Here is a 25,121-nt window from a genome sequence, read left to right on the forward strand (position 1 = left end):
GGGGCCTGTTTCACTAAGCGCTGCTTACTGAAGCTGCTGGCCGTTCGCAAAGAACCCGCCATCCTTGAACTCCAGCGTCGACGACAACTCATCCTCGCCGGTCGCATTGGCGAACATCGACAGCATCATGCGGAAGCCCATCACTTGATCCTCGGGCAACAGTCCCATCGCCACCAGCTTGTCCATCAGCGTGTTGCCACCCACCAGCTTCAGGTCGATCTTCCCGGTCGGTGCGGGCATCCCGCCATAGGTCACCAGATCGGTGTTATCAAAGGTCAGCGCTCCGCTTCCTGTCAGCTCCGCACCGGCGATCTTGGCCTGCACGGAGGTGATGTCGAGCGCGTTCAACTCGCCCGGGGGCTGTTCGCCCGCCGCTTCCATCGCCGCCGGATCCATAATGTCGACAAACAGCGTGGCCTTGCCCTTGGTGTCGATCACCAGCGTCGCCGGATCGCGGGGCAATTGGTTGGTCGGGTCGATCATCCCCCAGACTTCATCCGAAACCGTCAGATCGACGATGCGGGTCAGCAGCGAGAAATCCGCCGGTTCTTCGGTCACGCTGACCGGCATCTGGAATCCGAACGCCGCTTCGCCATAAGCAAGGTTCACCTGAGGGAACGGAATTTCAGGCGCCGACATCGACATCGTCACCCCCTTGGCCCCGCCGGAATAGGAAAGCTGGTCGGCGTTCATCACAAAGTTGATGGTGTTGCTTTCGCCTTGGCCGGTGATCTTGGTCACGCCCGCCGCTTCGGTCACTTCCATGTCATAGGTTGTCACGCCGCTGGAGAACGTGCCGTCCGTCGCAAACCCGGCTTTCAGCGCCGCTGCCATGTCGGCCATCGCTTCTGACCCCAGGAAGGTGCCATTCGTCGTACCAGTCAGGTCTGCCATCGTGATGTTGATCTTCATGTCCGACGGGCCGGCCATCTCGCCCTCGGCTGGGCTTGGATCAAGGTCGCTGCCTGCAACGGTCAGCGCCATGTTCTCTGCCGCAAAGCTTGAGGTCAGGGATGACCTCTCACCCTCGCCAACCGCCACCAGATACTTTCCTGTGACGTTGGTCAGCTTTGCCTCGACAGTCAGATCCACGGCCTCCGTTTCAACGCCCTCAACACTGGTCAGGGCAATCGTCATTTCGGGGCCGCTGAAATCATAGGCCGTTTCGGCCTCATCGCCGCTGGCAACGATGGTCAGCCCGGGTTGGCGAATTTCCATCGACAGCGTGGTCGGGTCTGCATCGGCCTCGGGCGGGTCGATCGTCATTTCGAACGGATACGTGTCTGACATCGTCACCTCGATGGTGCCATCCCCCATGTCCTGAAAGCGGATCTCGTCCACCGAACCGGTGCCGGTCACGCCTTCCTGATCAATCGCCATCTGCATGCCGGTCACAACCAGCGTATCGCCATCACGTTCCACGCTTTCGGTGGTCACGGTCTGGCCGCTGCTTGTGGCTAAGGACAGCCAGTTTTCCCAGACCTGTTCCGGGGTCACGTCGGCAAAGGCCGGCGCGGCAAGAAGCATGACAAGGGCGGTGCTGCCAGCCAGCCTGCGATTGATCATAATGAACCTCGTTTCGATGCGATAAAATCTGTCGGCGCGGAGCATCGTCCCCCGCCGTTGCGGGGTCAAGGGTTTCCATCGCGGCTCTTGCATGCGTTAACTCCGTGGCGAAAGTGTGAAACGCCCCGCGCAGGGCAAGGAGGGACGGCGTGAAAGGCAAGGTTGTGGTCATCACCGGGGCAAGCCGGGGCATCGGCGCCGCCGCTGTGCGGGCCTTTGTGGCCGCCGGGGCACGCGTCGCGGCCTTGGCCCGCAACGAGGCGCAGGTCGCGGAATTGGCCGCCGAACTGGGCCCAGATGTGATGGCACTGGGCTGTGACGTCGCGGATTGGACATCGCTTCAAGCCGCGATCAGCGCGGTCACCGCCCGCTTTGGCCGAATCGACGTGCTGGTGAACAACGCAGCCGTTATCGAACCCATTGCAAGGTTGGCAGATGCAGATACTGCCGCCTGGGGCAAAAGCATCGACATCAACCTCAAGGGCGTGTTTCACGGGATGAAGGCCGTGCTTCCCCAGATGCGCGCGCAGGGGGCAGGAACAATCATCACCGTGTCGTCCGGCGCGGCCACCAATCCTCTGGAAGGATGGAGCGCCTATTGCGCAGGCAAGGCGGGCGCGCTGATGCTCACCCGCGCCGCCCATCTGGAAGAGGGGCCGCAGGGCATCCGCATCCTTGGCCTGTCGCCCGGAACCGTGGCCACCGACATGCAGGTCAAGATCAAGGCATCCGGCGTAAACTCCGTCAGCCAGATCGATTTTGCCACCCATATCCCCGCCGATTGGCCCGCCCGCGCGCTGGTCTGGATGTGTGGCCCAGAGGCGGATGATTGGCTGGGTCGCGACATTTCCCTGCGCGATGAATCGGTACGCCGCGCCGTGGGGCTGATCCCATGATCCGGGTCGAGGATCGCGCTGGCGCGCGCCTTCTGGTGCTGGACCGCGCCGAAAAGGCCAATGCCCTGACACAGGACATGCTGGCCGCGTTGGATGCTGCCGTGGCACAGGCGGCGGCGGATGGGGTCGCCGTTCTGGTGCTGACAGGCGCGGGCCGCGTCTTTTCCGCTGGGGCCGATCTGGAGGGCATGGCGCAGGGCCTTGGCCATGCCCCGGAATGGGAGGTGCTGTCGCGCCGCATCGCCGCCTATCCTGGCCTGACCATCGCCGCGCTGAATGGCACGCTGGCAGGCGGGGCCTTCAGTATGGCGCTGGCCTGCGATCTGCGGGTGGCTGTTCCGGGGGCGGAATTCTTCTATCCGGTGATGAAACGCGGCTACCTGCCCCAACCCTCTGATCCCGCCCGCCTGTTGGCGCTGGTCGGGCCTGCACGGGCAAAGCAGATCCTGCTCGCAGGTCAGCGGATCAATACAGAAACCGCACTGGGCTGGGGTTTGATTGACGGCATTGTGGATGACGCAGTCGAAGGCGCACTTACACTCTCCACCGATGCACTGGCCGCCGATCCGCGCCACGTCCGCCGGATGAAGGCAATGTTCTGACTGTCGCCCTAGCGCTTGCGATGCCCGCCTGGCACCCGCGACAGGAAGCCGGGCGGCCGTTTCGCGATCCATGCCAAGAATCCCTCCATCCGTGCGTCCGCGCGTATCGCTTCGGGCGTGTTGAACTGCTGCGCCAGTTCGGTTTCGGTAAACCGGGCGTGAATTTCCTTGTGGCAGATATGGTGGACCATCACCGTCGGCCCGCCCTTGCCGCCTTTCAGCTTTGGCACAAGGTGATGCAGGCTTTGCGGCACATCCGGGGGAATCGGGCGCAGGCAGATGGGGCAGGTGGGGTCCATGTTGTCCTGTCACGGCTTTCCGGGCAAAGGATGGTGCAACAGGAGGCGGGGGCAAGATGGATGCGCTGGTGATCGGGGCAGGTCCTGCAGGGCTGATGGCGGCAGAGATGCTGGCCGCCGCTGGCCGCAGGGTCGTGGTTTGCGAAGCCAAACCCTCAGCCGGGCGCAAGTTCCTGATGGCCGGGAAATCCGGCCTGAACGTGACAAAGGACGAACCCGCCGAACCCTTTGCCCGCGCCTATGATGCAGGCTGGCTGGCCCCGATGCTGGCCGAGTTTGGCCCCGAACAGGTGCAGGACTGGTGCCGCGCGCAGGGCCAAGAGGTGTTTACCGGCTCCTCCGGCCGCGTTTTTCCAGTGTCGATGAAAGGCTCGCCCCTGTTGCGGGCTTGGCTCACCCGCCTTGGCAGCGCAGGGGTGGAGTTGCGCCTGCGCTGGCGCTGGACGGGCTTTGAAGGTGACGCGTGGTGGTTCGACACGCCGGATGGCCTCGTGAACCTGTCCCCCTGCGTCGTGGTGTTGGCGCTAGGCGGGGCAAGCTGGGCGCGGCTGGGATCAGACGCAGCCTGGGTGCCGTGGCTGCGCGACAAGGGAGTGGAGATCGCCCCGTTCAAACCAGCCAACATGGGATTCTCGGTCAACTGGTCCCCCCATATGGCAAAACATTTCGGCCAACCCGTGAAAGGGGTGGCCCTGATCGCCGGGACGCGGCGGGAACGGGGGGAATTCGTGCTGTCCGCCCGCGGCATCGAAGGTGGCGGCATTTATGCCATCAGCCGCGATCTGCGCGACGGCGCGACGCTCCACCTTGACCTGATGCCCGATGTCCCGGCGGGTGAGATTGAGGCGCGCCTTGCCCGCATGAAACCGGGCGAAACCCTCGCCAATCGCCTGCGCAAGCTGGGCCTGGCCCCCGTCATCGTGGCGCTGGTGATGGAGTTCGGCCGTACCTTGCCGTTGATGACGGCCATCAAGGCGCTGCCCATTCCGCTGACCCGCCCCCGTCCGATGGACGAGGCCATCTCCACCGCAGGCGGCATCACCCGCGCCGCCCTGACCGATGATCTGGAACTGCGCGCCCTGCCGGGCGTCTTTGCCTGCGGCGAGATGCTGGATTGGGAGGCCCCCACAGGAGGCTACCTCCTTACCGGGTGCTGGGCCACCGGGCGCTGGGCCGGGCGGGCGGCTGCGGCCAAAGAATAGGGGGGCCGTCTGCCCCCCTCAGCGCGTGCCGCGCCTCACCCCCCGAGGATACTTGCCGCAGAGAAGATAGGGCAGACCGGAAATCCGCCCTATCCGTGCTTCACCATCACATGCCGGACGACGGTATAATCTTCCAGTGCATAGGCGCTCATATCCTTGCCGTAGCCGGATTGCTTCAACCCGCCATGAGGCATCTCGTTGACCAGCATGAAATGCGTGTTGATCCATGTGCAGCCATAGCGCAGCCGCGCCGCCGTCGCCATCGCGCGGCCAACGTCTTTCGTCCAGACCGATGACGCAAGGCCATAGTCGCTGTCATTTGCCCAGCCCACGGCGGTATCCACATCGGAAAACGGAGTGATGGAAACCACTGGACCGAACACTTCGCGCCGGACGATTTCATCCTCTTGCCGGGCCCCGGCGATGACGGTGGGGCGATAGTAGTACCCCTGATCCATCACCGCGCCGCCGGTCGTCACCTCGACATGGTTCAACTCCCGTGCGCGGTTCACGAAACTCGCCACCCGGTCGCGCTGGCGCAAGGAAATCAGGGGGCCGATTTCATTCGTGCTGTCATCGTCATTGGCCAGTGCGATAGAGGAGACGGCAGAGGTAAGATCGGCGACCAGCCGATCATAAACCTTCTTGCCCGCATAGATGCGGCAGGCCGCGGTGCAATCCTGCCCTGCGTTGTAATAGCCAAAGGCGCGCAGGCCTTCGACCACCTCACCCACATCGGCATCATCGAACACCAGAACGGGCGCCTTGCCGCCCAGTTCCAGATGCGTGCGCTTCACCGTCTTGGCGGCGGCATCCAGCATCTTCTTGCCCGTCGCCACATCGCCAGTCAGGCTGATCATGTCCACTTGTGGATGGTTGATCAGATAGCTGCCCACCGTCTGCCCTCGCCCGGCCACGATGTTGACCACCCCTTCGGGCAGTTCCTCGGCCAAAATCCGCGCCATCTTCAACGCGGTCAGCGGTGTCTGTTCCGATGGTTTGAACACCACCGTATTGCCGCCCCCCACCGCAGGCCCCAGCTTCCACGCCATCATCATCAGCGGATAATTCCATGGCGCGATGGAGGCGATCACCCCCACCGGATCACGGCGGATCATGCTGGTATGGCCTGCCAGATATTCCCCCGCCACCGCGCCATGCTGGCAGCGCACCGCGCCCGCAAAGAACCGATAGCAATCGACAATCGCCGGAATCTCATCATTCCGCGCGGCATTGATCGGCTTGCCGCAGTTCAACGCCTCCAGCGCTGCAAAGCTGTCGGCCTCGGCCTCGATTCGGTCTGCGATCCGCAGCAGCGCCGCCGACCGTTCGCCTGGGGTGGTGCGGGACCATGTTTCAAACGCCTTGCGCGCGGCGGCCACCGCCCGGTCCACCTGCGCGGTCGATGCCTCTGGCACCTCAAGGATCAGGCCCCCGGTGCGCGGGTTCAAGATCTGCTCGCGCGCTTCCTGCCCGGCCTCGAATGCCGATCCGATCAGAAGCTGCGTGTCGATGGTCATGTGGACGCTGTCCATGGGAACCTCCCTGTTCATTTGCCCGTGCCGGCCGTCTCGGATCCGCCACGGGTCAGGTAAAAGGCGATAAGGATGGGAACGACGGTGGCTACGAACACCACAATGGCAACCACATTGGTCACCGGGCGTTGCCGGGGGCGGACCAGTTCCTGCAACATCCAGATGGGCAGGGTGCTTTGCTGGCCTGCGGTAAAGGTGGTGACGATCACCTCATCGAACGACAGCGCGAATGCCAGCATCCCGCCCGCCAGAAGGGCCGTGCCAAGGTTCGGCAGCAGCACATAGCGGAAGGTCTGGAAGCTGTTGGCGCCAAGGTCTGCCGATGCTTCAAGGATACCACCCGACAGGCGGCGGAAGCGGGCGACCGCGTTGTTATAGACGATCACGATGCAGAAGGTCGCGTGGCCAAGGATGATGGTCCAGGTCGAAAACGGGATATCCATGATGGAAAAGGCCGACCGCAGCGACATCCCTGTGATAACGCCGGGCAAGGCGATGGGCAGGATGATCAGCAGGCTGATCTGCTCTCGCCCAAAGAACGACGCCCGCGCCATCGCGGCAGAAACCAGCGTGCCAAGGATCATCGCCACAAAGGTCGCAATCGTTGCCACCCAGAGCGAAAGGTAAAGCGGCGGCCAGATATCCTCGCGGTTCCAGGCCACGCCGAACCATTGCATCGTAAGGCCGGGGGGCGGGAATTCGTAACTCTTGTCCTCGGTCGTGAAGGCGTAAAGGAAGATCAGCAGGATCGGCAGATGCAGGAACAGAAGCCCGCCAACAGCGGCGATCTTCAATCCCCATGAGGCGCGGTCAGAGTGCATCGAACGCCCCCTTCCGTTTCGCGATGGTCAGGTAGATCAGCATGATCACGATGGGGACCACAGCAAAGGCGGCGGCCAGCGGGATGTTCCCGGCGGTGCCCTGCAACTGATACACAGCCAGCCCGATGAAGCGGGCCGAGGTGCCAACGATCTGCGGGATGATGTAGTCGCCCATGGTGAGCGAGAAGGTAAAGATCGACCCCGCGATCACCCCCGGCATGGCAAGGGGCAAGATCACCGTGCGGAAAGTCTGCGCCCGTGATGCCCCAAGGTCCGCCGATGCCTCCAGCATCGATGTCGGCACGCGTTCCAGCGCCGCCTGCATTGGCAGGATCATGTAGGGCAGCCAAACATAGACAAAGACGATGAAGGTGCCCATCGGGCTGGTGGAAAGGCTGTTCCCGCCAATGCCGGGAATGGCCAAAATTGCGTTCAGGATCATCGACAAACCCACCCCGTCCGCCGCCCAGGTGATGATCCCTTCCTTCGCAAGGATCAGTTTCCAGGCATAGACCTTGACCAGATACGACGACCACAGGGGCAGCATGACGCCCAGATAGAACACCGCCTTCCACTTCCCCCGCGCAAAGCGGGCCGCGTAATAGGCGATGGGAAAGGCGATCAGCGCGCAGCCGATGGTGACAGCGGCCGACATCAGCAGGGTGCGCAGGATGATATCCATGTTCTGCGCGCGAAACAGTTCGGCATAGGTTTTCAGGGTGAATTCTTCTTTCACCACCCCCGAAAACTCATCAATCGAATAGAAACTCTGCAACAGCAGCGCGAAAAGCGACCCCAGATAGACGACGCCCAGCCACAGCAAAGGCGGCGTCAGCAGCACTGCCAGCAGCACCCTTGGGTGCCGCCAGAACAGGGCGGTCAGCCTGTCGGCTATGCCCCGTTCGGGCAGGATGGCAGGGGCGTCGCTCATGCCTCATCCATCACATGCAGGGCGGACGGGTCAAAGGACAGGCCAACCGTCGTACCGGGTTCGGGCAGGGGCTGGCCCGCAGGCATCAGGGCCGCGACCTCGGTGCCATGCAGAACCACCGAAATACGGCTTCCCGCCCCCAGATAACGGATAGAGGTCACGGTCCCCGCCAGTGCGACCCCATCCGCAGGGGTCAGTCGCAGCGCTTCGGGCCGCAGCGAAGACCACTTCGCAGGCCCGCCGAAGGCGCGGGTCACTTCGGGTGACAGCACGTTGGACGATCCCACGAAATCCGCGACGAAACGGGTGCGCGGGCGAGCGTACACTTCGGAGGGCGTGCCGATCTGCGCGATCTTGCCTTCGTTGAAAACGGCAAGGCTGTCGGCCATGCTCAGCGCTTCGCCCTGATCATGGGTCACGAAAACAAAGGTAATGCCCAGCCGTGTTTGCAAGGCCTTCAATTCATCCTGCATCGCCTCGCGCAGTTTCAGGTCCAGCGCGCCAAGTGGTTCATCCAGCAGCAGCACCTTGGGTTCATTCACCAAAGCCCGCGCCAGCGCCACGCGCTGCCTTTGCCCGCCCGAAAGTTGCGCGGGCTTGCGGTCGCCATAGCCATCCAGCTTGACCAGCGACAACATCTCTTCGGCGCGGCTTTCGCGGGTGCGGCGGTCGATGCCTTTGACCATCAGGCCATAGGCCACGTTGTCGCGCACGTTCATATGCGGAAACAGAGCGTAATCCTGAAACACGGTGTTCACGTTGCGCCGGTTGGGGGGGATGTCGCTTACATCCTGGCCGAAGATGCGGATCGCCCCGCCCGTCGGCTTTTCAAACCCCGAAATCAGCCGTAGGCAGGTGGTCTTGCCGGAACCGGACGGGCCAAGCATGGCAAAGAACGACCCTTCCGCGATGGTCAGATCAACGCCATCCACCGCCCGCACCGGGGCAGAGGGTGTGCCGAAATGGCGCGAAACGTTCTGGAATTCGACGGCAGCGGTCATTCAGGGCACCGGACAGGGAAAAGAAATTCGTGGGTGCGCGCAAAGGCGCGCACCCCATCTGTTGCGATGAAAACCGATCAGCGGCCGCCGATCACGCCGATATAGTCAGAGACCCAGCGGTAATAGGGCACGCAGGTATCTTCGCCCTGCGAACAGTCAGCAACCGGGGTGGTCCAGAAGCGGATCTTGTCGAAATCATCCAGACCGTTGGCGGTGCAGCCTTCCGCTGTCTGCATCCCGCGGCCATCGGTGCAGGCGGCGGGAACCGACGGGTTCGCCCCGAACCAGACCGACAGGTCGGATTGCAGGTTCGACGACAGCTGATGTTCGAACCACATATAGGCGCAATTCGGATGTTCGCTGTCGACGTGCAGCATGGTTGTATCGGCCCAGCCCGTCGCACCTTCCTGCGGGATGGTCGAGGCGACAGGCGCCCCCCCGGCCTTGAGCAGGTTCACCTGGAACGGCCACGAACCCGAGGCGACAACGCCCTCATTCTTGAAATCGTCGATCTGGATAAAGGCGTCATGCCAATAGCGGCTGACGATTTCGCGCTGCCCACGCAGCAGGTCAAGCGCGGCCTTGTACTGATCTTCGTTCAGTTCATAGGGCGAGGTGATGCCCAGTTCCGGCTTGTGGAACATCAGGTACTGCGCGGCGTCGGCCACGTGGATCGGGCCGTCATAGGCCTGCACCCTGCCCTTGTTGGATTGGCCATCGGGCAGGTTTTGTTCTTCGAACACGACGTTCCACGAGGTCGGCGGTTCCTTGAACACCTCGGTATTGTACATCAACACGTTCGGCCCCCACATGTAGGGGACGCCATAATGCTTGCCGTCCACGACATACCAAGGTGCGTTCTGAAGACGCGTGTCGATGGTGCCCCAGGACGGGATCAGCGCAGTGTTGATCTCCTGCACGCGGTCGCCCGCGATCAGGCGAAGCGAAGCGTCACCCGATGCAGTAACAAGGTCAAAGCCGCCTTCGTTCATAAGGGCGACCATCTCATCCGAGGTGTTGGCGGTTTTGACGCTGACCTTGCAGCCGCTGGATGCCTCGAACTTCGTTACCCAGTCAAAGGCCGGATCGGTTTCGCCGCGTTCCACATAGCCTGCCCAGGCAACGATGGAGAGTTCGCCTTCCCCCGGGCCAACCTCGGTCATCTGGGCCAAGGCGGGGGTGACGGCGACGATCAGGCCAAGCGCCGTGGTGGCGGTCAGTTTCAGTGTCTTGAGTGTCATGCTGAAAATCTCCCTGTGACAGTGCCGCATGCGTTGGACCGCAGGCGCGGACAGCCGGTTTACCGGTCATGGAAGCGAACGGTATTCACCTGCCGCCAATTCGCAATATCAAAACGCTGATGGGTGCATTCGGTTTTTCCGATGGGTTGACCGGAAAATGCCCGTTCAGCGGGCAGTGCAGACGCCTGTGCAGCAAATGGTATGCACGCAGCGCACGCTGGGCCGGAGTTTCGTTAACCAAGTGGTAAGGGTCTATCGGTTCGGCACGTTGCTTTGCGCCGAGCGGATGAAGTTCAGCGCGGGCGGGCTGAGCGGGGCACCGCGCCGCCAGGCAAGGCCCACTTGCACGGTGGGCAGGTCGCCCGACACATCGCGAATCTCGATCCGGTCGCCTTCCAGTGACCATGGCCGGTAGACAAGGCTGGGCAGGATCGCGAGCCCCGCCCCGGTGGCGACAAGGGAGCGGACCGCTTCGACTGATCGGGTGCGGAAGGCAACCTCGGGCTTCACCGGCAGGGCGGCGGTCAGGCGGCGGGTGCTTTCCTCGATCTCGTCCACCATAAGCTGGATCATCGGCTGGCCGGCCAACTCCTCCAGCGCGATCGCCTCTTGCTGCGCCAGCGGGTGGCCGAGCGGCAGCCAGAGCCGATAGGGCGACACCAGCAGTGTTTCGACATGCAGCGCCATCCGGTCCTTGACGGATGATGTCAGCAGAACAGCGACGTCCAGTTCCCCCCCGATCAACAGATGTTGCAGGTAGTCGCCGTTATCCTCGATCACGTTAAGATCGACCTGTGGAAAGGCGCGGCGAAAGCGGGAAAGGATGTCGGACAGCACATATCCCGCCACCAGCGATGTGACGCCTAGGGACAACCGCCCCGTTGCGGTTTCGGCCTCATCGCGAAACGCCGTGCGGGCGGTGGCGACATCGGCCAGGATCTGGCGCGCATGGCGCAAGAAGGCGCTGCCCTTGTGCGTGATAAGCAAACCCCGCGCCTGCCGATCAAACAGGGCGACGCCCAGATCATCTTCCAGCGCACGGACAGCCTCGGTCACCGAGGATTGCGAGATGGAAAGCGCGCGGGCCGCACCCGATACACTGCCCGCCTCGGCGGCGGCGACGAAGAACTGAAGCTGGCGGAGCGTGAAGGCCATGGCGTTCCGTTTTTGGCAGGCGCCGGGGGTTCACACCCCGTCAGCCATTGGTTCTTGAACTGGTGGCGAACACAATGGCTAACCCCCGTGTGATGTTTGAACAGAGAAGAAGGCCGGGTCAGACAGAAGGGCAGGATGGTGCCGGGCGACCAGGGCGGTATAGGCGGCCAGATGCGCCGGGGTGAAGTGCCCGGTTTCGGCCAGAAGATTGACAGTGCCGGGAACGCTGCCGTCTTCGGCAATCACTGGCAGGTTTGCGGCGGACCCAAGACCCATGGAGGTGATCAGCGCGTGGTCGAAAAAGACCGTGGCGAATTCGGCGGGGGTATTGGCGACAAAGGGCTGTGCCCGGGTGATGCAGAGGTCGTACCACCCATCCCGTTCCAGCGGTTTCGTGCCATGGGCCGGGTATTCCACCGGATGTGAGGTATGCACGCGGCGAAACAGGCCCTGCGCCAGATCATGGGTCGTGATCGTGAACAGCCGCGTGCCCAGCGCGGTGCAATCCTGTTCAAGGGCGAGAAAGGCAGCTGACATGGGAATCATATCGCCATGCGCTGCGGCTGCTGTCTAGCCATCGCGCAGACGGGCGGCGAGAAGGGCAATCAGATCAGACCGAGTCACCAGCCCGATCAGGCGACCGTCTTCCGTGATGGGAACAGCTTGCGGATGCCCCTCTGCCAGATGATCCAAAACCTCGGCCACCGTGGCATCGGGGGGCAACGAGGGAGCCGCTGTCGCAAGATCGGCCGCAGTCAATGCCGGATCGATCAACCCGAGGAGGGCGGATTGATCCACCAGCCCCAGATAGCGGCCTGCGGCATCGGTCAGCGGCAGCGTCTTGAACCGGTGCTGGCGGAACAGATGGCCCAGTTCGGAAAACGCCGTATCTGCGCGCGCCGTGACAAGGTGGCGCGACATGATGTCTTTGGCGGTCAAGTCGCCCAGATGGCGGGTGGCGGCGTCGGAATCCGCAAGGAGGCGGGCCAGATCGCCCACGCCGATATTCGGGGCCAGGCGCAGCCTGTCCAACAGCGCCGCCAGATCCCGTGGAGCGGGGCCGGGTTTGTGATCGGGCGCAGGAGGTTGGCGAAAGGGATAGACGCGCCCGGTGGCGCGGTTCCACAGGATGCCAGCCGCGACCAGCGCGACGGTGCCTGCAAGAACAGGAGAAAGGGCAAAGACAGACCCCGGAAAATCCGGCGCGCGTGACGCCAGCACCGTGGCAAGCGCAACCGCACCCGCCGGGGGATGAAAGGCGCGCATCGCCGCCATAGCCAGAATGGCGAGGAGGGTGGCAAGCGGGGCAGCAATGACCGGATCATCGGTTATCGTCAGCACCGCAAGGGCCGACAGTGCCGCCACGCCATTGCCGACGACCGCAGACCAAGGCTGTGCCAGCGGGCTGTTGGGAACGACAAAGATCAGGAAGGCCGTGGCGCCAAAAGGGGCGATCAGAAGGAATTGGCCCGTCGCCATGCCGGGTGCGGCAAGGTGAAGGATCGCCTCGCATATCAGCAGGCCAACCGCCGCCCCACCGCCCGCGCGCAGGGCATCACCCCAGCGCGGGGCCGTCATGGCGGGGCCGAAGGGGCGCAGAAATTTCAGGCGGGTACCGGGCATCATGGATCGCAGCCTGAAGGGTTTTGCCCGCCAATAACAGGGCAGAACGGACCTTTGCCCCGCTGCAACCGACCTAGCCGCGCATCATGGCCAGCCGGATCAGCGCGCGTTCCATCACCGCCATGCCCGGCGCGCGGGACGAGGAGCGCAGCGTCAGGTCGGTTTCCAGCAGATGGGCAATCGCCTCTTCCAGGCGCGGCATAGACCAGCTTTGCGCCTGACGGATCAGCGCGTCCCGGGATTTGAAAGGGATGCCGCGCATCCGCCCGATGGCCGCCGCCGCCCCGCCGGGTTCGCTGACGGCCATATGCAGCGCCCGGAAGTGCCGCATCGTCTGAATGCACAGGGTGACGGGCAGGGTGCCCTGCCCCTCAAGGCGCCGAAGCAGGGGGCCGATCTCTTGCGCCTTGCGATCGGCCACCACGGCGATCAACTCATCAACCTCGGCCTCGATCGTGGCAGGGGCGAGCGCGGCAATCTCGGCCGGGGTCAGGGGCGTGCTGTCGCCGTGCTTGTAGAGCGCGATCTTTTCCAGGGTCTGCCGGAAATCGCCGGGATCGAGCGCGCGGCCCAGCGACATCAGGTCGGTCAGCGCCTCGCGGTCGATGGCGGCAAGGCCCGCGCGTTTCAGCGCATCCTCGATTTCCTCACGCGAGGGCGGATCGTCATAAAGGCCGATGCAATAGGCGGCGGGGTGCTTTTCAAACAGCGTCTTCAGCGCGGATTTGCCCGTCAGGCCGCCCGCAGTGACGATGATCTGCGCGTCGCCCGGCTTCCATTCCGCCAGCGCGGTGGTGATGGTGGGGGTCAGGCCATCGGCCGCCTCTTCGACAAAGGCCACGCGGGGGCCGGGGAAGAAGCCCTGCGATTTGATGGCATCCAGAAGCAGCGCGCCATCCTTGCGCAGATCGGCGGCGGGGATGCGGGTCAGCCGCATTTCGGATTCGCCATCCGGGCCGATCAGCGCGGCGATCACCTCTTGCCGCTTCAGCGCGACTCGCATCGAATCGGCGCCAAAGATCAGCAGCCCCGCCTTGCCCGGATCGGGGCGCGAGAAGTAGCGCGTCGCCTCAACCCCCTTGAGGATCATTGCGCCAGCGTGGGGGCGACGGCGAGCAGGCGGGTCATCACCTGATCAGCCAGCATCACCGAAAGACGGCGCGCGGCGTCATCCTCGGCGGCAAGTCCCGCAACCGTGGTGCCGGTGGCGGACCATGAGGTGAAGCCGTTCACCTCACCCCCGGCCACGCGGGCACCGGTGGTGCGGCTGGTCAGCGACCACGTGGCCGTGCCGCGCAGGGTATAACGGGTGGTTTCATTCGCCGCGGTGATGCCGCCCGACTGGCGGGTGGCGGAAATGGCATAGCCAAGGTCATAGGCCGCAGCCTCGGCCCGGCCAAGGCGCGTTTCCAGACGGGCGACGAAATCGAAATCGGATTTGGTCACCGGTGCCTGCACCGCCACCCGCCCGCGCAGCGCGCCGGCCCCGCCGTCTGGCCCATAGGCAGGCGTGAACCCGCAGGCTGCAAGCGGCAGGGCGGCAAGGCCGATCAGGAACAGGCGGCGGCCAGACGACGACCTTGGATCAGACAACGACATTGATGATGCGCCCCGGGACGACGATGATCTTCTTCACCGGCTGCCCGGCAAGGAACTTAATCACAGCATCATCCGCCAGCGCGATCTTTTCAACCTCAGACGCGGGCATGTCCTTGGGAACGGTGATTTCCGCCCGCCGCTTGCCGTTGATCTGGATGGGCAGGGTGACCGAATCGTCCACCAGCAGGGCCGGGTCGGCCTTGGGCCATGCGGATTGCGTCACCAGCCCTGCCCCGCCCAGCATCGACCAGACTTCTTCGGCCAGATGCGGTGTCATTGGTTGCATCAGTTGGGACAGCGTCAGCATGGCTTCGCGCCGCGCAGCCGATCCGGCCTGCGAGCGCTGCAAGGTGTTGGTGAATTCGTACAGTTTGGCGATGGCCTTGTTGAAGGCGAATCCTTCGATGCCCTTGGTCACCTCATCCACTGCGCGGGCGGTGGCGCGGGCAAGGGCGGTGTCTTCCTCCGGGTGCGCCGGGGCGTTGCCCTGTGCGATGTCATCGGCAATCCGCCAGACGCGGTTCAGGTGTTTATAGGCGGCCTCGGCCCCCGATGCCGTCCATTCGACATCACGTTCCGGCGGGCTGTCCGACATCACGAACCAGCGCGCTGTATCGGCCCCAAATTGCGCGATGATATTCATCGGATCGACAACGTTCTTCTTGGATTTCGACATCTTGGCCGAAGGGATCACCTCCACCGCCGTGCCATCCTTCAGCGTTGCCCCGGAGTCGGAGCGGATGATGTCTTCGGGCAGGTGATAGACGGGGCGGCTATTGGCATCCCGCGTCATATAGATCTCATGCGTCACCATGCCTTGGGTGAACAGCGCGTTGAAGGGTTCCACCGCCTTATGCGGCAGATGCCCGGTCTTGTGCATCGCGCGGGCGAAGAAGCGGGAATAGAGCAGGTGCAGGATCGCGTGTTCGATGCCGCCGATGTACTGGTCGACGTTCATCCAGTAGGCCGCATCTTCGGCATCCGTGGGCGTGGCTGCGTGCGGGCTGGTGAAGCGCGCATAATACCAGGACGAATCGACAAAGGTATCCATCGTGTCCGTCTCGCGCCGCGCAGCAGCGCCGCATTTCGGGCAGGTGCAGGTGCGCCAGGTGGGATGGCGGTCCAGCGGGTTGCCGGGGATATCAAAGGTCACATCGTCGGGCAGGGTGACGGGCAGATTGGCCTTTGCTTCCGGCACCACGCCGCAGGTGGCGCAATGGATGACCGGGATTGGGCAGCCCCAATAGCGTTGGCGCGAAATGCCCCAGTCGCGGAGGCGGAACTTGGTGACGCCTTTGCCGTAGCCATGGGTTTCGGCATGGGCAATGGCTGCAGCGATGGCCGCTTCGCCGGTTTGCACCGTTTCCCCGGCGAAACCACGGACATAAGTCACGCGTTCGGATTTCATCGGCACAAAAGCCTCGGTCAGCTGGGCGTCAGCGGCCCCTTCAGCCACGAAAACTGCATCGATGGGCAGGCCGTATTTGGTGGCGAAGTCGAAATCGCGCTGATCATGCGCCGGGCAGCCAAAGATGGCCCCGGTGCCGTAATCCATCAGGATGAAATTGGCGATCCAGACCGGCAATTCCCATGACGGATCAAGCGGATGCTTCACCCGGATGCCCGTGTCATAGCCGATCTTTTCTGCTGTCTCGATCTCTTCCGCCGAGGTGCCACCCTTGCGGCATTGCGCGACAAAGGCCGCTACGGCCGGATCACCTTCCAGCGCCTTGGCCAGCGGGTGATCGGCGGAGATGGCGGCAAAGCTTGCACCCATCAGCGTGTCGGGGCGGGTGGTATAGACCTCTAGCTTATCAAACCCGGCAGGCGCACCCACGGTGTCAAAGGCAAACTGCAAGCCGCGCGATTTGCCGATCCAGTTCGCCTGCATCAGGCGCACCTTTTCGGGCCAGTCGGTCAACCCGTCCAGCGCGTTCAGTAGTTCTTCGGAATAGTCGGAGATTTTGAAGAACCACTGCGTCAGTTCGCGCCGTTCCACGGCCGCGCCGGACCGCCAGCCCTTGCCGTCGATCACTTGCTCGTTCGCCAGAACGGTCATGTCGACCGGGTCCCAGTTCACCACGGCGTTCTTGCGGTAGATCAGGCCCGCTTCCATCATGTCGATGAACATGGCCTGCTGCTGGCCGTAGTATTCCGGGTCGCAGGTGGCAAATTCGCGCGACCAGTCGATCGACAGGCCCAGCGGCTTCATCTGCGCCTTCATGTCGGCGATGTTGCCATAGGTCCAGGTCTTGGGGTGGCCGCCGCGTTCCATCGCGGCGTTTTCCGCAGGCATCCCAAAGGCATCCCAGCCCATCGGGTGCAGGACGGAATACCCCGCCGCCGCCTTTTGCCGGGCCACCACATCTCCCATAGTGTAGTTGCGGACATGGCCCATGTGGATGCGCCCTGATGGGTAGGGGAACATCTCTAGCACATAGTATTTCGGCTTGGCTGGATCGCGCCGCGCCGTGAAGGCCCCGGCCTGATCCCAGGCGGATTGCCATTTCGGTTCGGTCACAGCGGGTTCGTAGCGCGACATTCTTTGTCCCCAAGCATTCGGATGCGCGCGTTATACAAGGCGCGCGGCCAAGGTCCAGTGATCGCGGGTAAAACCCCTTAGAGGTTGGCGTCCTGAATGCGCAACTGCCGCGCGCGGGTCAGGATTGCATCCTCGATGGCGCGCACAGTGCCCGGATCAACCGCGCCACCGCCCGAAGATTGCAGCGCCACCTTAAGACTGCGCGCATCCAGCGCCGGGTCTTGCACATAGATCGTCGCCCGATAGGCGCGGCCACCGCCCGGAGGGGTGCCGAAGCCGGTCACGATCACGCCCGTAAAGGGATCCACCGATTCGATGGGGAGGAAATTGAGCACGTCCTGCGCCGCGACCCAGAGGTACTTGTTCACTTCGACCGTCGTGTTCGGATCGGCACCGTTGCGGAACAGATCAAGGATGGACGACCGGTTCGTCTGTTCGCCCGATGCGCGTTCCAGCGCCGCGCGCTGGGCCAGCGCCCGCTCGCGCCGGTCTGCTGTCGCCTCGGACGGGATGGACGGCTCGGCGTTGCGGCGGAACAATCCGCTGTCGCCGCTGGCGATCCCGGTCCCGCAGGCCGATACAGAGATGAGCATGCCGCCAATCAGCGCGACCTGTGCCAAGCGATGCAGGTTCATCCAGTCCCCCGTTAGCCTTTGATCGCTGTCTAGCCCACCGTTTCCGGCGTGCCAAGGCTTTTCCCCCATCCGCCGCCGCACTGCGTGCCTACACTGAGTGCGCTTGCGGAAAGCAGCCCATTGATCCGGCAATCCGGCACCGCCCAAGGCCTTGTGCGGCGGGCAAATATGACTGTGGCAAGACTGCACCACGGATTTGAGGTTTAAGTTTCGTTAATGCTCCATCGTTGCAATCTGGGGCCGTAAGATTGATTAACAGTCCATCCCCACCCCGGATTCCCCTGGGTTGGGTTCCTTAAGATAACGAGGGAAAACGATGAAAAAGATTCTTCTTGCAACGACGATGCTCGTTGGTGGCGCATCGATCGCCGCAGCCGAAGTGACCGTGTCGGGTACCGCCCGTATGGGTGTCATCTCGAACTTCTCTGATGGTGTTGTTGGCAACGGCGACGAGAGCGAACTGTCCTTCAGCTCGCGCGTTCGTGTTATCTTCACCCTGTCGGGCGAAACCGACTCGGGCCTGTCGTTCGGCGCTTCGATCCGCGCTGACAACGCTGCAGCCGGCAACCAGGGTGACGCTGGCGAAGTGTTCGTTTCGGGCGCATTCGGCAAGCTGTCGATGGGCGACGTTGACGGCGCTGCGCAAATGGCAACCGGCCACGTGGCTGGCGTTGGCTACACCGGCCTGAGCGACCTGAACGAGTCGACCTTCCTGGGCGCTGGCACCGGTGCAACCGACCCGACCGCTCTGTACGAGTACTCGGCCGGCGACTTCACCTTCTATCTGTCGGCCGCGAACCCGCGTCCGGTGGTTGTTGGCGCAACCGTCACGTCTGATCTGACCGCGATCGCTCTCGGTGCCAAGTACACCTTCGGTGACTACACCGTTGGTCTGGGCTACGAAAACCTGCAGGGCTACACCGGCGCTGCTGTTGCTCTGCCCTTCCCGGACAACACCGATGTCGACCACATCGTCCTGAAGCTGTCGGCTAACGTCGCTGGTTTCAACGTGCAGGGCCTCATCGGCCAGGCTGACGGCACGCTGGGCGGCGCTGTTCTGGACAACGCCAAGCAGTACGCAATGTCGGTTGGTTACACCGTCGATGCGATCTCCGGCACCGCGTTCTACACGGATGACTCGGACCTGGGCGGCACCACCGCTTACGGCCTGGGCGCTTCCTACGACCTCGGCGGCGGCGCTGCTCTGGTTGGTGGTATCTCCAAGGACCACGACCGCAACGAGTCGGCCTACGACCTCGGCATCACGATGTCGTTCTGATCTGATCAGAATTGATCTGAGGGAAGAGCGGGCCTTGTGCCCGCTCTTTCTTTTTTGCGGTCCGCAGCATAGCGTCCCGGCCAAAGATGACCCACAGCCCGATGACCAACCCCCTGCCTGATTTCCGCAAACTTTATGAAACCGGCCTGTCGCTGTTGCAGGCAGGGCAGCGGGATGAGGCGCTTAAGCACTTTGTCACCGCAATTCAGGCCCGCCCCGATCTGGCCGAGGCGTGGTGGCAGGCGGCGCTGATCTTCATCGATGCGCATCAATTCCCCAAAGCCTTGCACCATGCCGCACGGGCGGTGGAGTTGCGCCCCGAAGAACCCACCGTCTGGGCCACATGGGCGGATGCTGTGGCCTTATCGGGCGATGCAGTGGCCGAGCGGGCGTTCCTGGACAAACTGCGCAAGGCGCGTATCGCCCCGGCTATCCGCCTGCGTCTACAAGACAGGTTCGGCGCGGAACGCAAAGGGGGTAAGGGTGCCGTCGGCCGCGCCCCCCGCCCCCGGCTGGATGCCATCGCCAAATTGATCTCCGCCGCCCGCTTTGATCGGGCTGAGGTTGAGGCCACCCTCCTGCTGCGCGATGCGTCCGACAGCGCGGTGGCCTGCAACATGTTGGGCGTCGCCATGGCCGCGCAGGGAAAGGCCGAGGCTGCGTTGGCGCAGTTCAAGGCCGCGATCCGGATTGACCCGTTCTTTGCCGATCCCTTTTTCAACCTGGGCCGCGAACTGGCCAACCTGAACCGCAGGGCCGAGGCGGAAAGGATGCTGCGCGCTGCCATCGCCCGCGCCCCGGCCTTTGCTTCGGCGCTGATGCTGTATGCCGATCTGCTGATGCAGGATCAGCGCAGCCGGGACGCGCTGCCCTTTCTGCGCCGCGTCGCAGCCATGCCCGCCGCGCCGGCACAGGCACGGCTGAAACTGGGCGGCGCATTGAATGAGGCGAAGGAGTTTGAAGAGGCGGTCGCCATCCTGCGCCGCGTGGCCGAAAGCGACGGTGAAACGATCTATGGGCTGACGACACTGGCCGAGGCGGAGATGGCCCTTGGCCGGGCCGACGATGCCCTTGCCACGGTTGACCGCGCGCTGACGCTTGCCCCCGATCACGTGGTGGCGACAGGGCGCAAGGCGATGATCCTGCAAACCCTTGGCCGGTTCGATGAGGCGCGGCCCCTATTCCTCAAGGTGATGGAGGCCGACCCGAAGAACGGCGCCTATTTCCGCAGCTATATGAACAGCACCAAATCCGCGCCGGGCGATCCGGTGCTGGACCGGATGATCGGCCTGATCGACCAACCCGGACTTGCCCCCCGATCCGAGATGAATTTCGGCTTTGCCATCGCCAAGGGGCTTGAGGATCAAAAGGATCACGCCCGCGCCTTTACCTATCTGCGGCGCGCGAATGATATCGTCTGCCGCCTCACGCCCTATGACCATTCCGCGCGGCTGGCCGAGGTGGCAAAGCTGCAAGATGCCTTTCGCGGGCATGATTGGGCGGGGCATCGCGTGGCCGATACGTCGGATGCCGCGCCGATCTTCATCACAGGGATGCCCCGGTCGGGCACCACCTTGATTGAACAGATCATCGCCAGCCATTCGCGGGTGACAGGTGGGGATGAATTGGATTTCCTACCCAAGCTGGCATCAGGTCGCCTGTTCAACGATCCCCTGTCCCCCATGGCCCGGCGGATCAGCGCGATTCCGGATCCTGAAATTGCCGCACTGGGGCGCGATTACTTGGCGAAGGTCACCGAGCGCTTTCCGGGCGCGGACATCGTCACCGACAAGTCGATCACTAGTTACATGTATCTGGGGCTGGTCAAGCTGGCCCTGCCCAATGCCCGTTTCATCATCGTGCGCCGCGATCCGCGCGACACGCTGCTGTCGATCTACAAGAACCGCTTTCCTGAAGGGACGCACCTTTACGCCTATGACCTGCGCGCGCTGGCGCATCACTATGCCACCTTTGTTGACATGATCGACTTCTGGCGCGCGGAAACGCCGGGTTGGTTCACCGAGGTGCAGTATGAAAACCTTGTCGCCAACCCCGAAAATGAGTCGCGCCGCCTGATCGCCGCCTGCGGGTTGGATTGGCAGGAGGCCTGCCTGAACTTTCACAACAACGAACGCCAGGTCCACACGTTGAGCGTGTATCAGGTGCGGCAACCGATATCTGGCGGGTCGGTGAAGGCATGGCAGCGCTATGAAAAGGAACTGGCCCCGATGATTGAGGTGCTGGTCGAGCGTGGGCTTTTGCCGGACTGAACGGCATTAAACTACTGAAATAATGAGATAAAAGTAGGAAAGGGCCGCCCCATACAGGGGTGGCCCTTTGTGCCATCCGTGCCGCACTGTGGCGGGAATGCACCGTTAACTTTTGTTAATCGTAATGTCCGTATCCATAACACTTTATCATCAACGCCCGTCAGGAGTAGTTTCCCGCCATCGGTTCATTACCTAGTAAGGAGAATACCAATGAAAAAAGTACTGCTCGCGACGACCATGCTCGTCGGCGGCGCATCCATCGCCGCAGCAGAAGTGACCCTGTCGGGTAACGCCCGCATGGGTATCATCTCGAACTTCTCGGATGGCAACGCTCTGAACGGCAACGAAAGCGACGTGGTGTTCACCTCGCGCGCTCGTGTCGTTTTCACCCTGTCGGGCGAGTCGGATTCGGGCCTGTCCTTCGGCGCAACGTTCCGCGCTGACAACGCTGGTGCCGCCGCCGCTGGCGACGCAGGTTCGGTGTTCATTTCCGGCTCTTTCGGCAAGCTGTCGATGGGCGACGTTGATGGCGCTGCGCAAATGGCAACCGGCCACGTGGCTGGCGTCGGCCTGACCGGGATTGGCGACCTGAACGAGTCGACCTTCCTCGCCGCTGGCGATGGCGCGACCGACCCGACCGCTCTGTATGAGTACTCGGCTGGCGATCTGACTGTGTACTTGTCGGTAACCAACCCGCAGACGACCTTCACCCCCGCTGTTGTTGGGCCGCCGGCAGTTGCCGCCGTGTTCACCGACACGCAGGCTCTCGCTCTTGGTGCCACGTACACCTTCGGTGACTATACTGTCGGTCTCGGCTACGAAAAACTGACCGTTGACAGCGGCGTGTCGGCTCCGGCCGCCGTGACCGTCACCGATCTTGACCACGTCGTGCTGAAGTTGTCCGGCAGCGTCGCTGGGTTCAACGTGCAGGGCCTCATCGGCCAGGCAGACGGCACCCGCGCTGGCGCTGTCCTGAACAACGCCAAGCAGTACGCGATGTCGGTTGGCTACACCACCGGCGCGATCACCGGTACGGCCTTCTACTCCGATGACTCGGCTCTGGGTGGCACTGTCGGCTATGGCATCGGCGCGTCCTACGACCTCGGCGGTGGTGCATCGGTCGTCGGCGGCGTGGCGCAGTCGAAGGTTGCCGGTCCGAATGACCGCACCGCTTTCGACCTGGGTCTGTCGTTCTCGTTCTGATCCCTTACCGGATCACAGGGAAAGGGCGGGCCGATGGCCCGCCCTTTTTCGTTCCTCGCTTCCCTTCGACGCGGCGCTATGATTCTGATGCGGCAAAGACGGAGGGGCGTATGTCACTGGCACAGATCACCGCGCGGGTGCGGGCGGCGGAACAGGCGGCGGGGCGGGCTGAGGGATCGGTCACGCTGATCGCCGTATCCAAGGTGCAGCCGCTGGACCGCGTCGTCGCGGTGCTGGAGGCGGGGCATCGCATATTTGGCGAAAACTATGTGCAGGAAGCGGCGGGCAAGTGGCCCGACCTGCGCGCGCGCTTTGGCGCGGTCGGGGTGCATATGATCGGCCCCTTGCAAACCAACAAGGCCAAGGTGGCGGTGGATCTGTTCGATGCGATCCATACGGTGGACCGCCCGTCGCTGGCGGAAAAGCTGGCCCGTCTGGCGCAGGAGCGGGGGCGCTGCCCGGCGTTGTTCGTGCAGGTGAACACCGGGGAAGAACCGCAAAAGGCCGGGGTCATGCCGGGGGAAGTGGACGCGTTCCTTGCCACCTGCGCCACGATGGACTTGCCCATTCAGGGCCTGATGTGCATCCCACCCGAAGGCGAAGACAGCACGCCGCATTTCACCGCGCTTGCCGCCATGGCCGCGCGCAACGGGCTGACGGGCCTGTCCATGGGGATGAGCGGCGATTTCGAGGCGGCGATTGCAGCGGGCGCCACCCATATCCGCGTGGGATCGGCCATTTTCGGCGCGCGGACCTACGCCGTTTAGGGAGGGCGTGCCGTCAGGCCGCGCCCTTTGCAAAGCGTTCCGATTCGGCAATCAGCGCGGCCAGCACCGGGGTCAGCGGATCACGCCGCGCGGCAATCAGGCCGACAAGGTGTTCCACCTCGGGCGCCACGATGGGAATGGCGCGCAACTGGCCATCCGCCACGAACATCTGCGCCAATTGGCGCGGCACGATGGAAGACCACCGCCCCGTCATCACATGGCTGATCAGCGCGATGGAGGAATTGGATTCGATCTGCGGCACCACATTGGCCCCCGCCTCGGCCAGATGCTGGTTCACGATGCGGCGGTTCTGCATATCGCCCGTCAGCAGGCAAAGCGGTTGTTCCGCCACCTCGGCCCAGGTCACCTGATCGCGGTCAGCCAGTGCGGTTCCGGGGGCGCAAAGCAGGCGGTAGAATTCGGCGTAAAGCGGCACCTGCGCCACGCGGCCCAGCGGTTCATTGTCCAGATAGGTGATGCCCGCATCCAGATCGAGGGACTCGATGCCGGTCAGGATCTCGGCGCTCGTGCGCGACAGGATCGAGACGCGGACATTGGGATGGCGCGCGGTGAAGGGGCCGGTCAGGCCCGCCACCATGGGCAGGGCGGTGGGGATCACCCCCAGCCGCAGATTGCCAGACAGGCCCGCGCGCACAGTGCGCATCTCATCCTTTAGCGCGCGCATGTCGCCCACGATGCGGCGGCCCCAGTCCAGCACGCGCTGGCCTTCGGGCGTCAGCCCCTGATAGCGCGAGCCGCGAAAGACGAGTTGCACGCCCAGCTGATCCTCTAACTGCCGGATGGCCGAGGACAGGGTGGGTTGCGTGACGCCGCAAGCCTCGGCCGCGCGGCCGAAGTGGCGTTCCTGGGCAAGGGCGATGAACATTTCAAGCTTGTCGATCATGTGACGCAGCCTGACGGCATTCCGCACTTGTCCGCAAGACCTGCGCCACCTAGCTGTGAGGTATGAAACGCTTCATCCCCTTTATGCCGAAACCCGCCCTAGTTCCCGTGATCCGCCTTCAGGGCGCGATCGGCATGGGGACGCGCGGGTTGAACGATGCTTCTGTCGCGCCGCTGATCGAACGCGCCTTTTCCAAGGGCAAGCCTGCGGCGGTGGCGCTGGTGATCAATTCACCGGGCGGGTCTGCGGTGCAATCGTCGCTCATCGCGGCGCGTATCCGACGGCTGGCCGATGAAAAGAAGGTTCCGGTCCATGCCTTTGTCGAGGATGTGGCCGCATCGGGCGGCTATTGGCTGGCCTGCGCGGCGGATGACATCTGGGTGGATGGGTCATCCATCGTGGGGTCCATCGGGGTGATCTTTGCCTCTTTCGGGTTCCCTGAACTGATGGCGCGGCAAGGGATCGAACGGCGCGTGGTCACGGCGGGGCGGTCGAAAAGCTTTGCCGATCCCTTCCTGCCGCAGAAGCCCGAGGATGTGGAACGGCTGAAACGGTTGCAGGACCCGATCCATGCGGCCTTTATCGACCATGTAAAGGCCCGGCGCGGCGCACGGCTGGACCTGTCGGCCGATCTGTTCAACGCCGATGTCTGGGTGGGGCAGCAGGCGATTGGGGTGGGCCTCGTCGACGGTTTGGCGCATCTGCGCCCCAAGATGATGGAGATGTACGGCGAAAAGGTGCGTCTGGTACCCTTTGGCCAACGTCGCAGTCTGTTGCAAAGGCTGGGCATGGCCGCGACGGATGGGTTGATGCAGGGCATCGAGGAACGCGCGCTTTGGGCGCGGTTCGGGCTTTAGATGCTGGTCAAGATCTTCATCCTGTTTCTGGGTGGCATGGCCCTGATCGGGTTGATTGGCAAATGGCTGTTTCCCGGTGCAATCCGCCGCGCGGTATCAAAACGCGCCAGCTTGGCGAAACCCTCTCGCTGCGGGCGTTGTGGGCGCTATCTCATCGGCACGGATGGGTGCGATTGCGGCGAGAAGGGCTGAT

At 63.4% G+C, this 25,121-nt stretch carries 24 protein-coding genes; 9 read left to right on the forward strand and 15 right to left on the reverse strand.

Features of this window, described 5'->3' with window-relative positions:
- Positions 1–24 precede the first annotated feature (24 nt).
- Positions 25–1,566, reverse strand: a complete 1,542-nt coding sequence (locus RSE12_02265) for a DUF2125 domain-containing protein (GenBank protein WRH63176.1) — start codon at positions 1,564–1,566, stop codon at positions 25–27.
- 149 nt (positions 1,567–1,715) lie between these two features.
- Between RSE12_02265 and RSE12_02270 the strand changes: the two genes are divergently transcribed.
- The gene (locus RSE12_02270; protein WRH63177.1) at positions 1,716–2,462 is read left to right on the forward strand and encodes an SDR family oxidoreductase; all 747 of its coding nucleotides are present in this window, start codon (positions 1,716–1,718) and stop codon (positions 2,460–2,462) included.
- Positions 2,459–3,064 (forward strand): enoyl-CoA hydratase/isomerase family protein, encoded by a 606-nt coding sequence (locus RSE12_02275; GenBank protein ID WRH63178.1) that lies wholly within the window; start codon positions 2,459–2,461, stop codon positions 3,062–3,064. The genes RSE12_02270 and RSE12_02275 overlap by 4 nt, the downstream gene beginning before the upstream one ends.
- A gap of 8 nt (positions 3,065–3,072) precedes the next feature.
- Here the strand turns inward: RSE12_02275 and RSE12_02280 are convergent, their stop codons facing one another.
- On the reverse strand, positions 3,073–3,363 hold the full coding sequence (locus RSE12_02280) for an HNH endonuclease (protein WRH63179.1): 291 nt from the start codon (positions 3,361–3,363) through the stop codon (positions 3,073–3,075).
- Between the two features lie 56 nt (positions 3,364–3,419).
- On the opposite strand from RSE12_02280, the gene RSE12_02285 reads away from it, so the two are divergent.
- Positions 3,420–4,565, forward strand: coding sequence for a TIGR03862 family flavoprotein (locus tag RSE12_02285; protein ID WRH63180.1), 1,146 nt, complete (start codon positions 3,420–3,422; stop codon positions 4,563–4,565).
- An 89-nt stretch (positions 4,566–4,654) separates the two neighbouring features.
- On the opposite strand, the gene RSE12_02290 is transcribed toward RSE12_02285, so the two are convergent.
- The 12 genes from RSE12_02290 to RSE12_02345 all read right to left on the reverse strand — a co-directional run bounded on the left by RSE12_02290 (position 4,655) and on the right by RSE12_02345 (position 17,648).
- Positions 4,655–6,100, reverse strand: a complete 1,446-nt coding sequence (locus tag RSE12_02290) for a gamma-aminobutyraldehyde dehydrogenase (protein ID WRH63181.1) — start codon at positions 6,098–6,100, stop codon at positions 4,655–4,657.
- 14 nt (positions 6,101–6,114) lie between these two features.
- Complete coding sequence (locus tag RSE12_02295; protein ID WRH63182.1) at positions 6,115–6,921, reverse strand: ABC transporter permease; 807 nt, start codon at positions 6,919–6,921, stop codon at positions 6,115–6,117.
- Positions 6,911–7,852 carry an ABC transporter permease gene (locus tag RSE12_02300; protein WRH63183.1) on the reverse strand — a complete coding sequence of 314 codons (942 nt, stop codon included), beginning with the start codon at positions 7,850–7,852 and terminating at the stop codon, positions 6,911–6,913. The genes RSE12_02295 and RSE12_02300 overlap by 11 nt, the downstream gene beginning before the upstream one ends.
- Positions 7,849–8,853, reverse strand: a complete 1,005-nt coding sequence (locus RSE12_02305; GenBank protein ID WRH63184.1) for an ABC transporter ATP-binding protein — start codon at positions 8,851–8,853, stop codon at positions 7,849–7,851. The genes RSE12_02300 and RSE12_02305 overlap by 4 nt, the downstream gene beginning before the upstream one ends.
- A gap of 77 nt (positions 8,854–8,930) precedes the next feature.
- The gene (locus tag RSE12_02310; protein WRH63185.1) at positions 8,931–10,094 is read right to left on the reverse strand and encodes an ABC transporter substrate-binding protein; all 1,164 of its coding nucleotides are present in this window, start codon (positions 10,092–10,094) and stop codon (positions 8,931–8,933) included.
- Between the two features lie 252 nt (positions 10,095–10,346).
- Positions 10,347–11,249, reverse strand: a complete 903-nt coding sequence (locus tag RSE12_02315; GenBank protein ID WRH63186.1) for a LysR family transcriptional regulator — start codon at positions 11,247–11,249, stop codon at positions 10,347–10,349.
- A gap of 78 nt (positions 11,250–11,327) precedes the next feature.
- Positions 11,328–11,786, reverse strand: coding sequence for a GAF domain-containing protein (locus RSE12_02320; protein WRH63187.1), 459 nt, complete (start codon positions 11,784–11,786; stop codon positions 11,328–11,330).
- Between the two features lie 33 nt (positions 11,787–11,819).
- Positions 11,820–12,875: an HPP family protein gene (locus RSE12_02325; protein WRH63188.1), complete on the reverse strand. Its 1,056-nt coding sequence runs from the start codon at positions 12,873–12,875 to the stop codon at positions 11,820–11,822.
- A 70-nt stretch (positions 12,876–12,945) separates the two neighbouring features.
- Positions 12,946–13,962: a DNA polymerase III subunit delta gene (locus tag RSE12_02330; GenBank protein WRH63189.1), complete on the reverse strand. Its 1,017-nt coding sequence runs from the start codon at positions 13,960–13,962 to the stop codon at positions 12,946–12,948.
- Positions 13,959–14,471: an LPS assembly lipoprotein LptE gene (gene lptE / locus RSE12_02335; GenBank protein ID WRH63190.1), complete on the reverse strand. Its 513-nt coding sequence runs from the start codon at positions 14,469–14,471 to the stop codon at positions 13,959–13,961. Before lptE ends, RSE12_02330 begins: the two co-directional genes overlap by 4 nt.
- Positions 14,458–17,013: a leucine--tRNA ligase gene (gene leuS, locus RSE12_02340; GenBank protein ID WRH63191.1), complete on the reverse strand. Its 2,556-nt coding sequence runs from the start codon at positions 17,011–17,013 to the stop codon at positions 14,458–14,460. Before leuS ends, lptE begins: the two co-directional genes overlap by 14 nt.
- A gap of 77 nt (positions 17,014–17,090) precedes the next feature.
- Positions 17,091–17,648 carry a DUF3576 domain-containing protein gene (locus RSE12_02345; GenBank protein WRH63192.1) on the reverse strand — a complete coding sequence of 186 codons (558 nt, stop codon included), beginning with the start codon at positions 17,646–17,648 and terminating at the stop codon, positions 17,091–17,093.
- 316 nt (positions 17,649–17,964) lie between these two features.
- On the opposite strand from RSE12_02345, the gene RSE12_02350 reads away from it, so the two are divergent.
- From RSE12_02350 to RSE12_02365, 4 genes are all read left to right on the forward strand, one after another.
- On the forward strand, positions 17,965–18,927 hold the full coding sequence (locus RSE12_02350; GenBank protein ID WRH63193.1) for a porin: 963 nt from the start codon (positions 17,965–17,967) through the stop codon (positions 18,925–18,927).
- Between the two features lie 101 nt (positions 18,928–19,028).
- Positions 19,029–21,197, forward strand: a complete 2,169-nt coding sequence (locus tag RSE12_02355) for a sulfotransferase (GenBank protein WRH63194.1) — start codon at positions 19,029–19,031, stop codon at positions 21,195–21,197.
- A gap of 210 nt (positions 21,198–21,407) precedes the next feature.
- On the forward strand, positions 21,408–22,400 hold the full coding sequence (locus RSE12_02360) for a porin (protein WRH63195.1): 993 nt from the start codon (positions 21,408–21,410) through the stop codon (positions 22,398–22,400).
- 110 nt (positions 22,401–22,510) lie between these two features.
- The gene (locus tag RSE12_02365) at positions 22,511–23,167 is read left to right on the forward strand and encodes a YggS family pyridoxal phosphate-dependent enzyme (GenBank protein WRH63196.1); all 657 of its coding nucleotides are present in this window, start codon (positions 22,511–22,513) and stop codon (positions 23,165–23,167) included.
- Positions 23,168–23,180: 13 nt separating this feature from the next.
- Here the strand turns inward: RSE12_02365 and RSE12_02370 are convergent, their stop codons facing one another.
- Positions 23,181–24,071 carry a LysR family transcriptional regulator gene (locus RSE12_02370; GenBank protein WRH63197.1) on the reverse strand — a complete coding sequence of 297 codons (891 nt, stop codon included), beginning with the start codon at positions 24,069–24,071 and terminating at the stop codon, positions 23,181–23,183.
- A gap of 62 nt (positions 24,072–24,133) precedes the next feature.
- Here RSE12_02370 and RSE12_02375 point away from each other — a divergent pair, with 62 nt between their 5' ends.
- Positions 24,134–24,928 carry a S49 family peptidase gene (locus RSE12_02375; GenBank protein ID WRH63198.1) on the forward strand — a complete coding sequence of 265 codons (795 nt, stop codon included), beginning with the start codon at positions 24,134–24,136 and terminating at the stop codon, positions 24,926–24,928.
- On the forward strand, positions 24,929–25,120 hold the full coding sequence (locus RSE12_02380; GenBank protein ID WRH63199.1) for a hypothetical protein: 192 nt from the start codon (positions 24,929–24,931) through the stop codon (positions 25,118–25,120).
- Position 25,121 lies beyond the last annotated feature (1 nt).

Source organism: Fuscovulum sp. (genome assembly GCA_035192965.1).
Classification (GTDB): Bacteria; Pseudomonadota; Alphaproteobacteria; order Rhodobacterales; family Rhodobacteraceae; genus Paragemmobacter.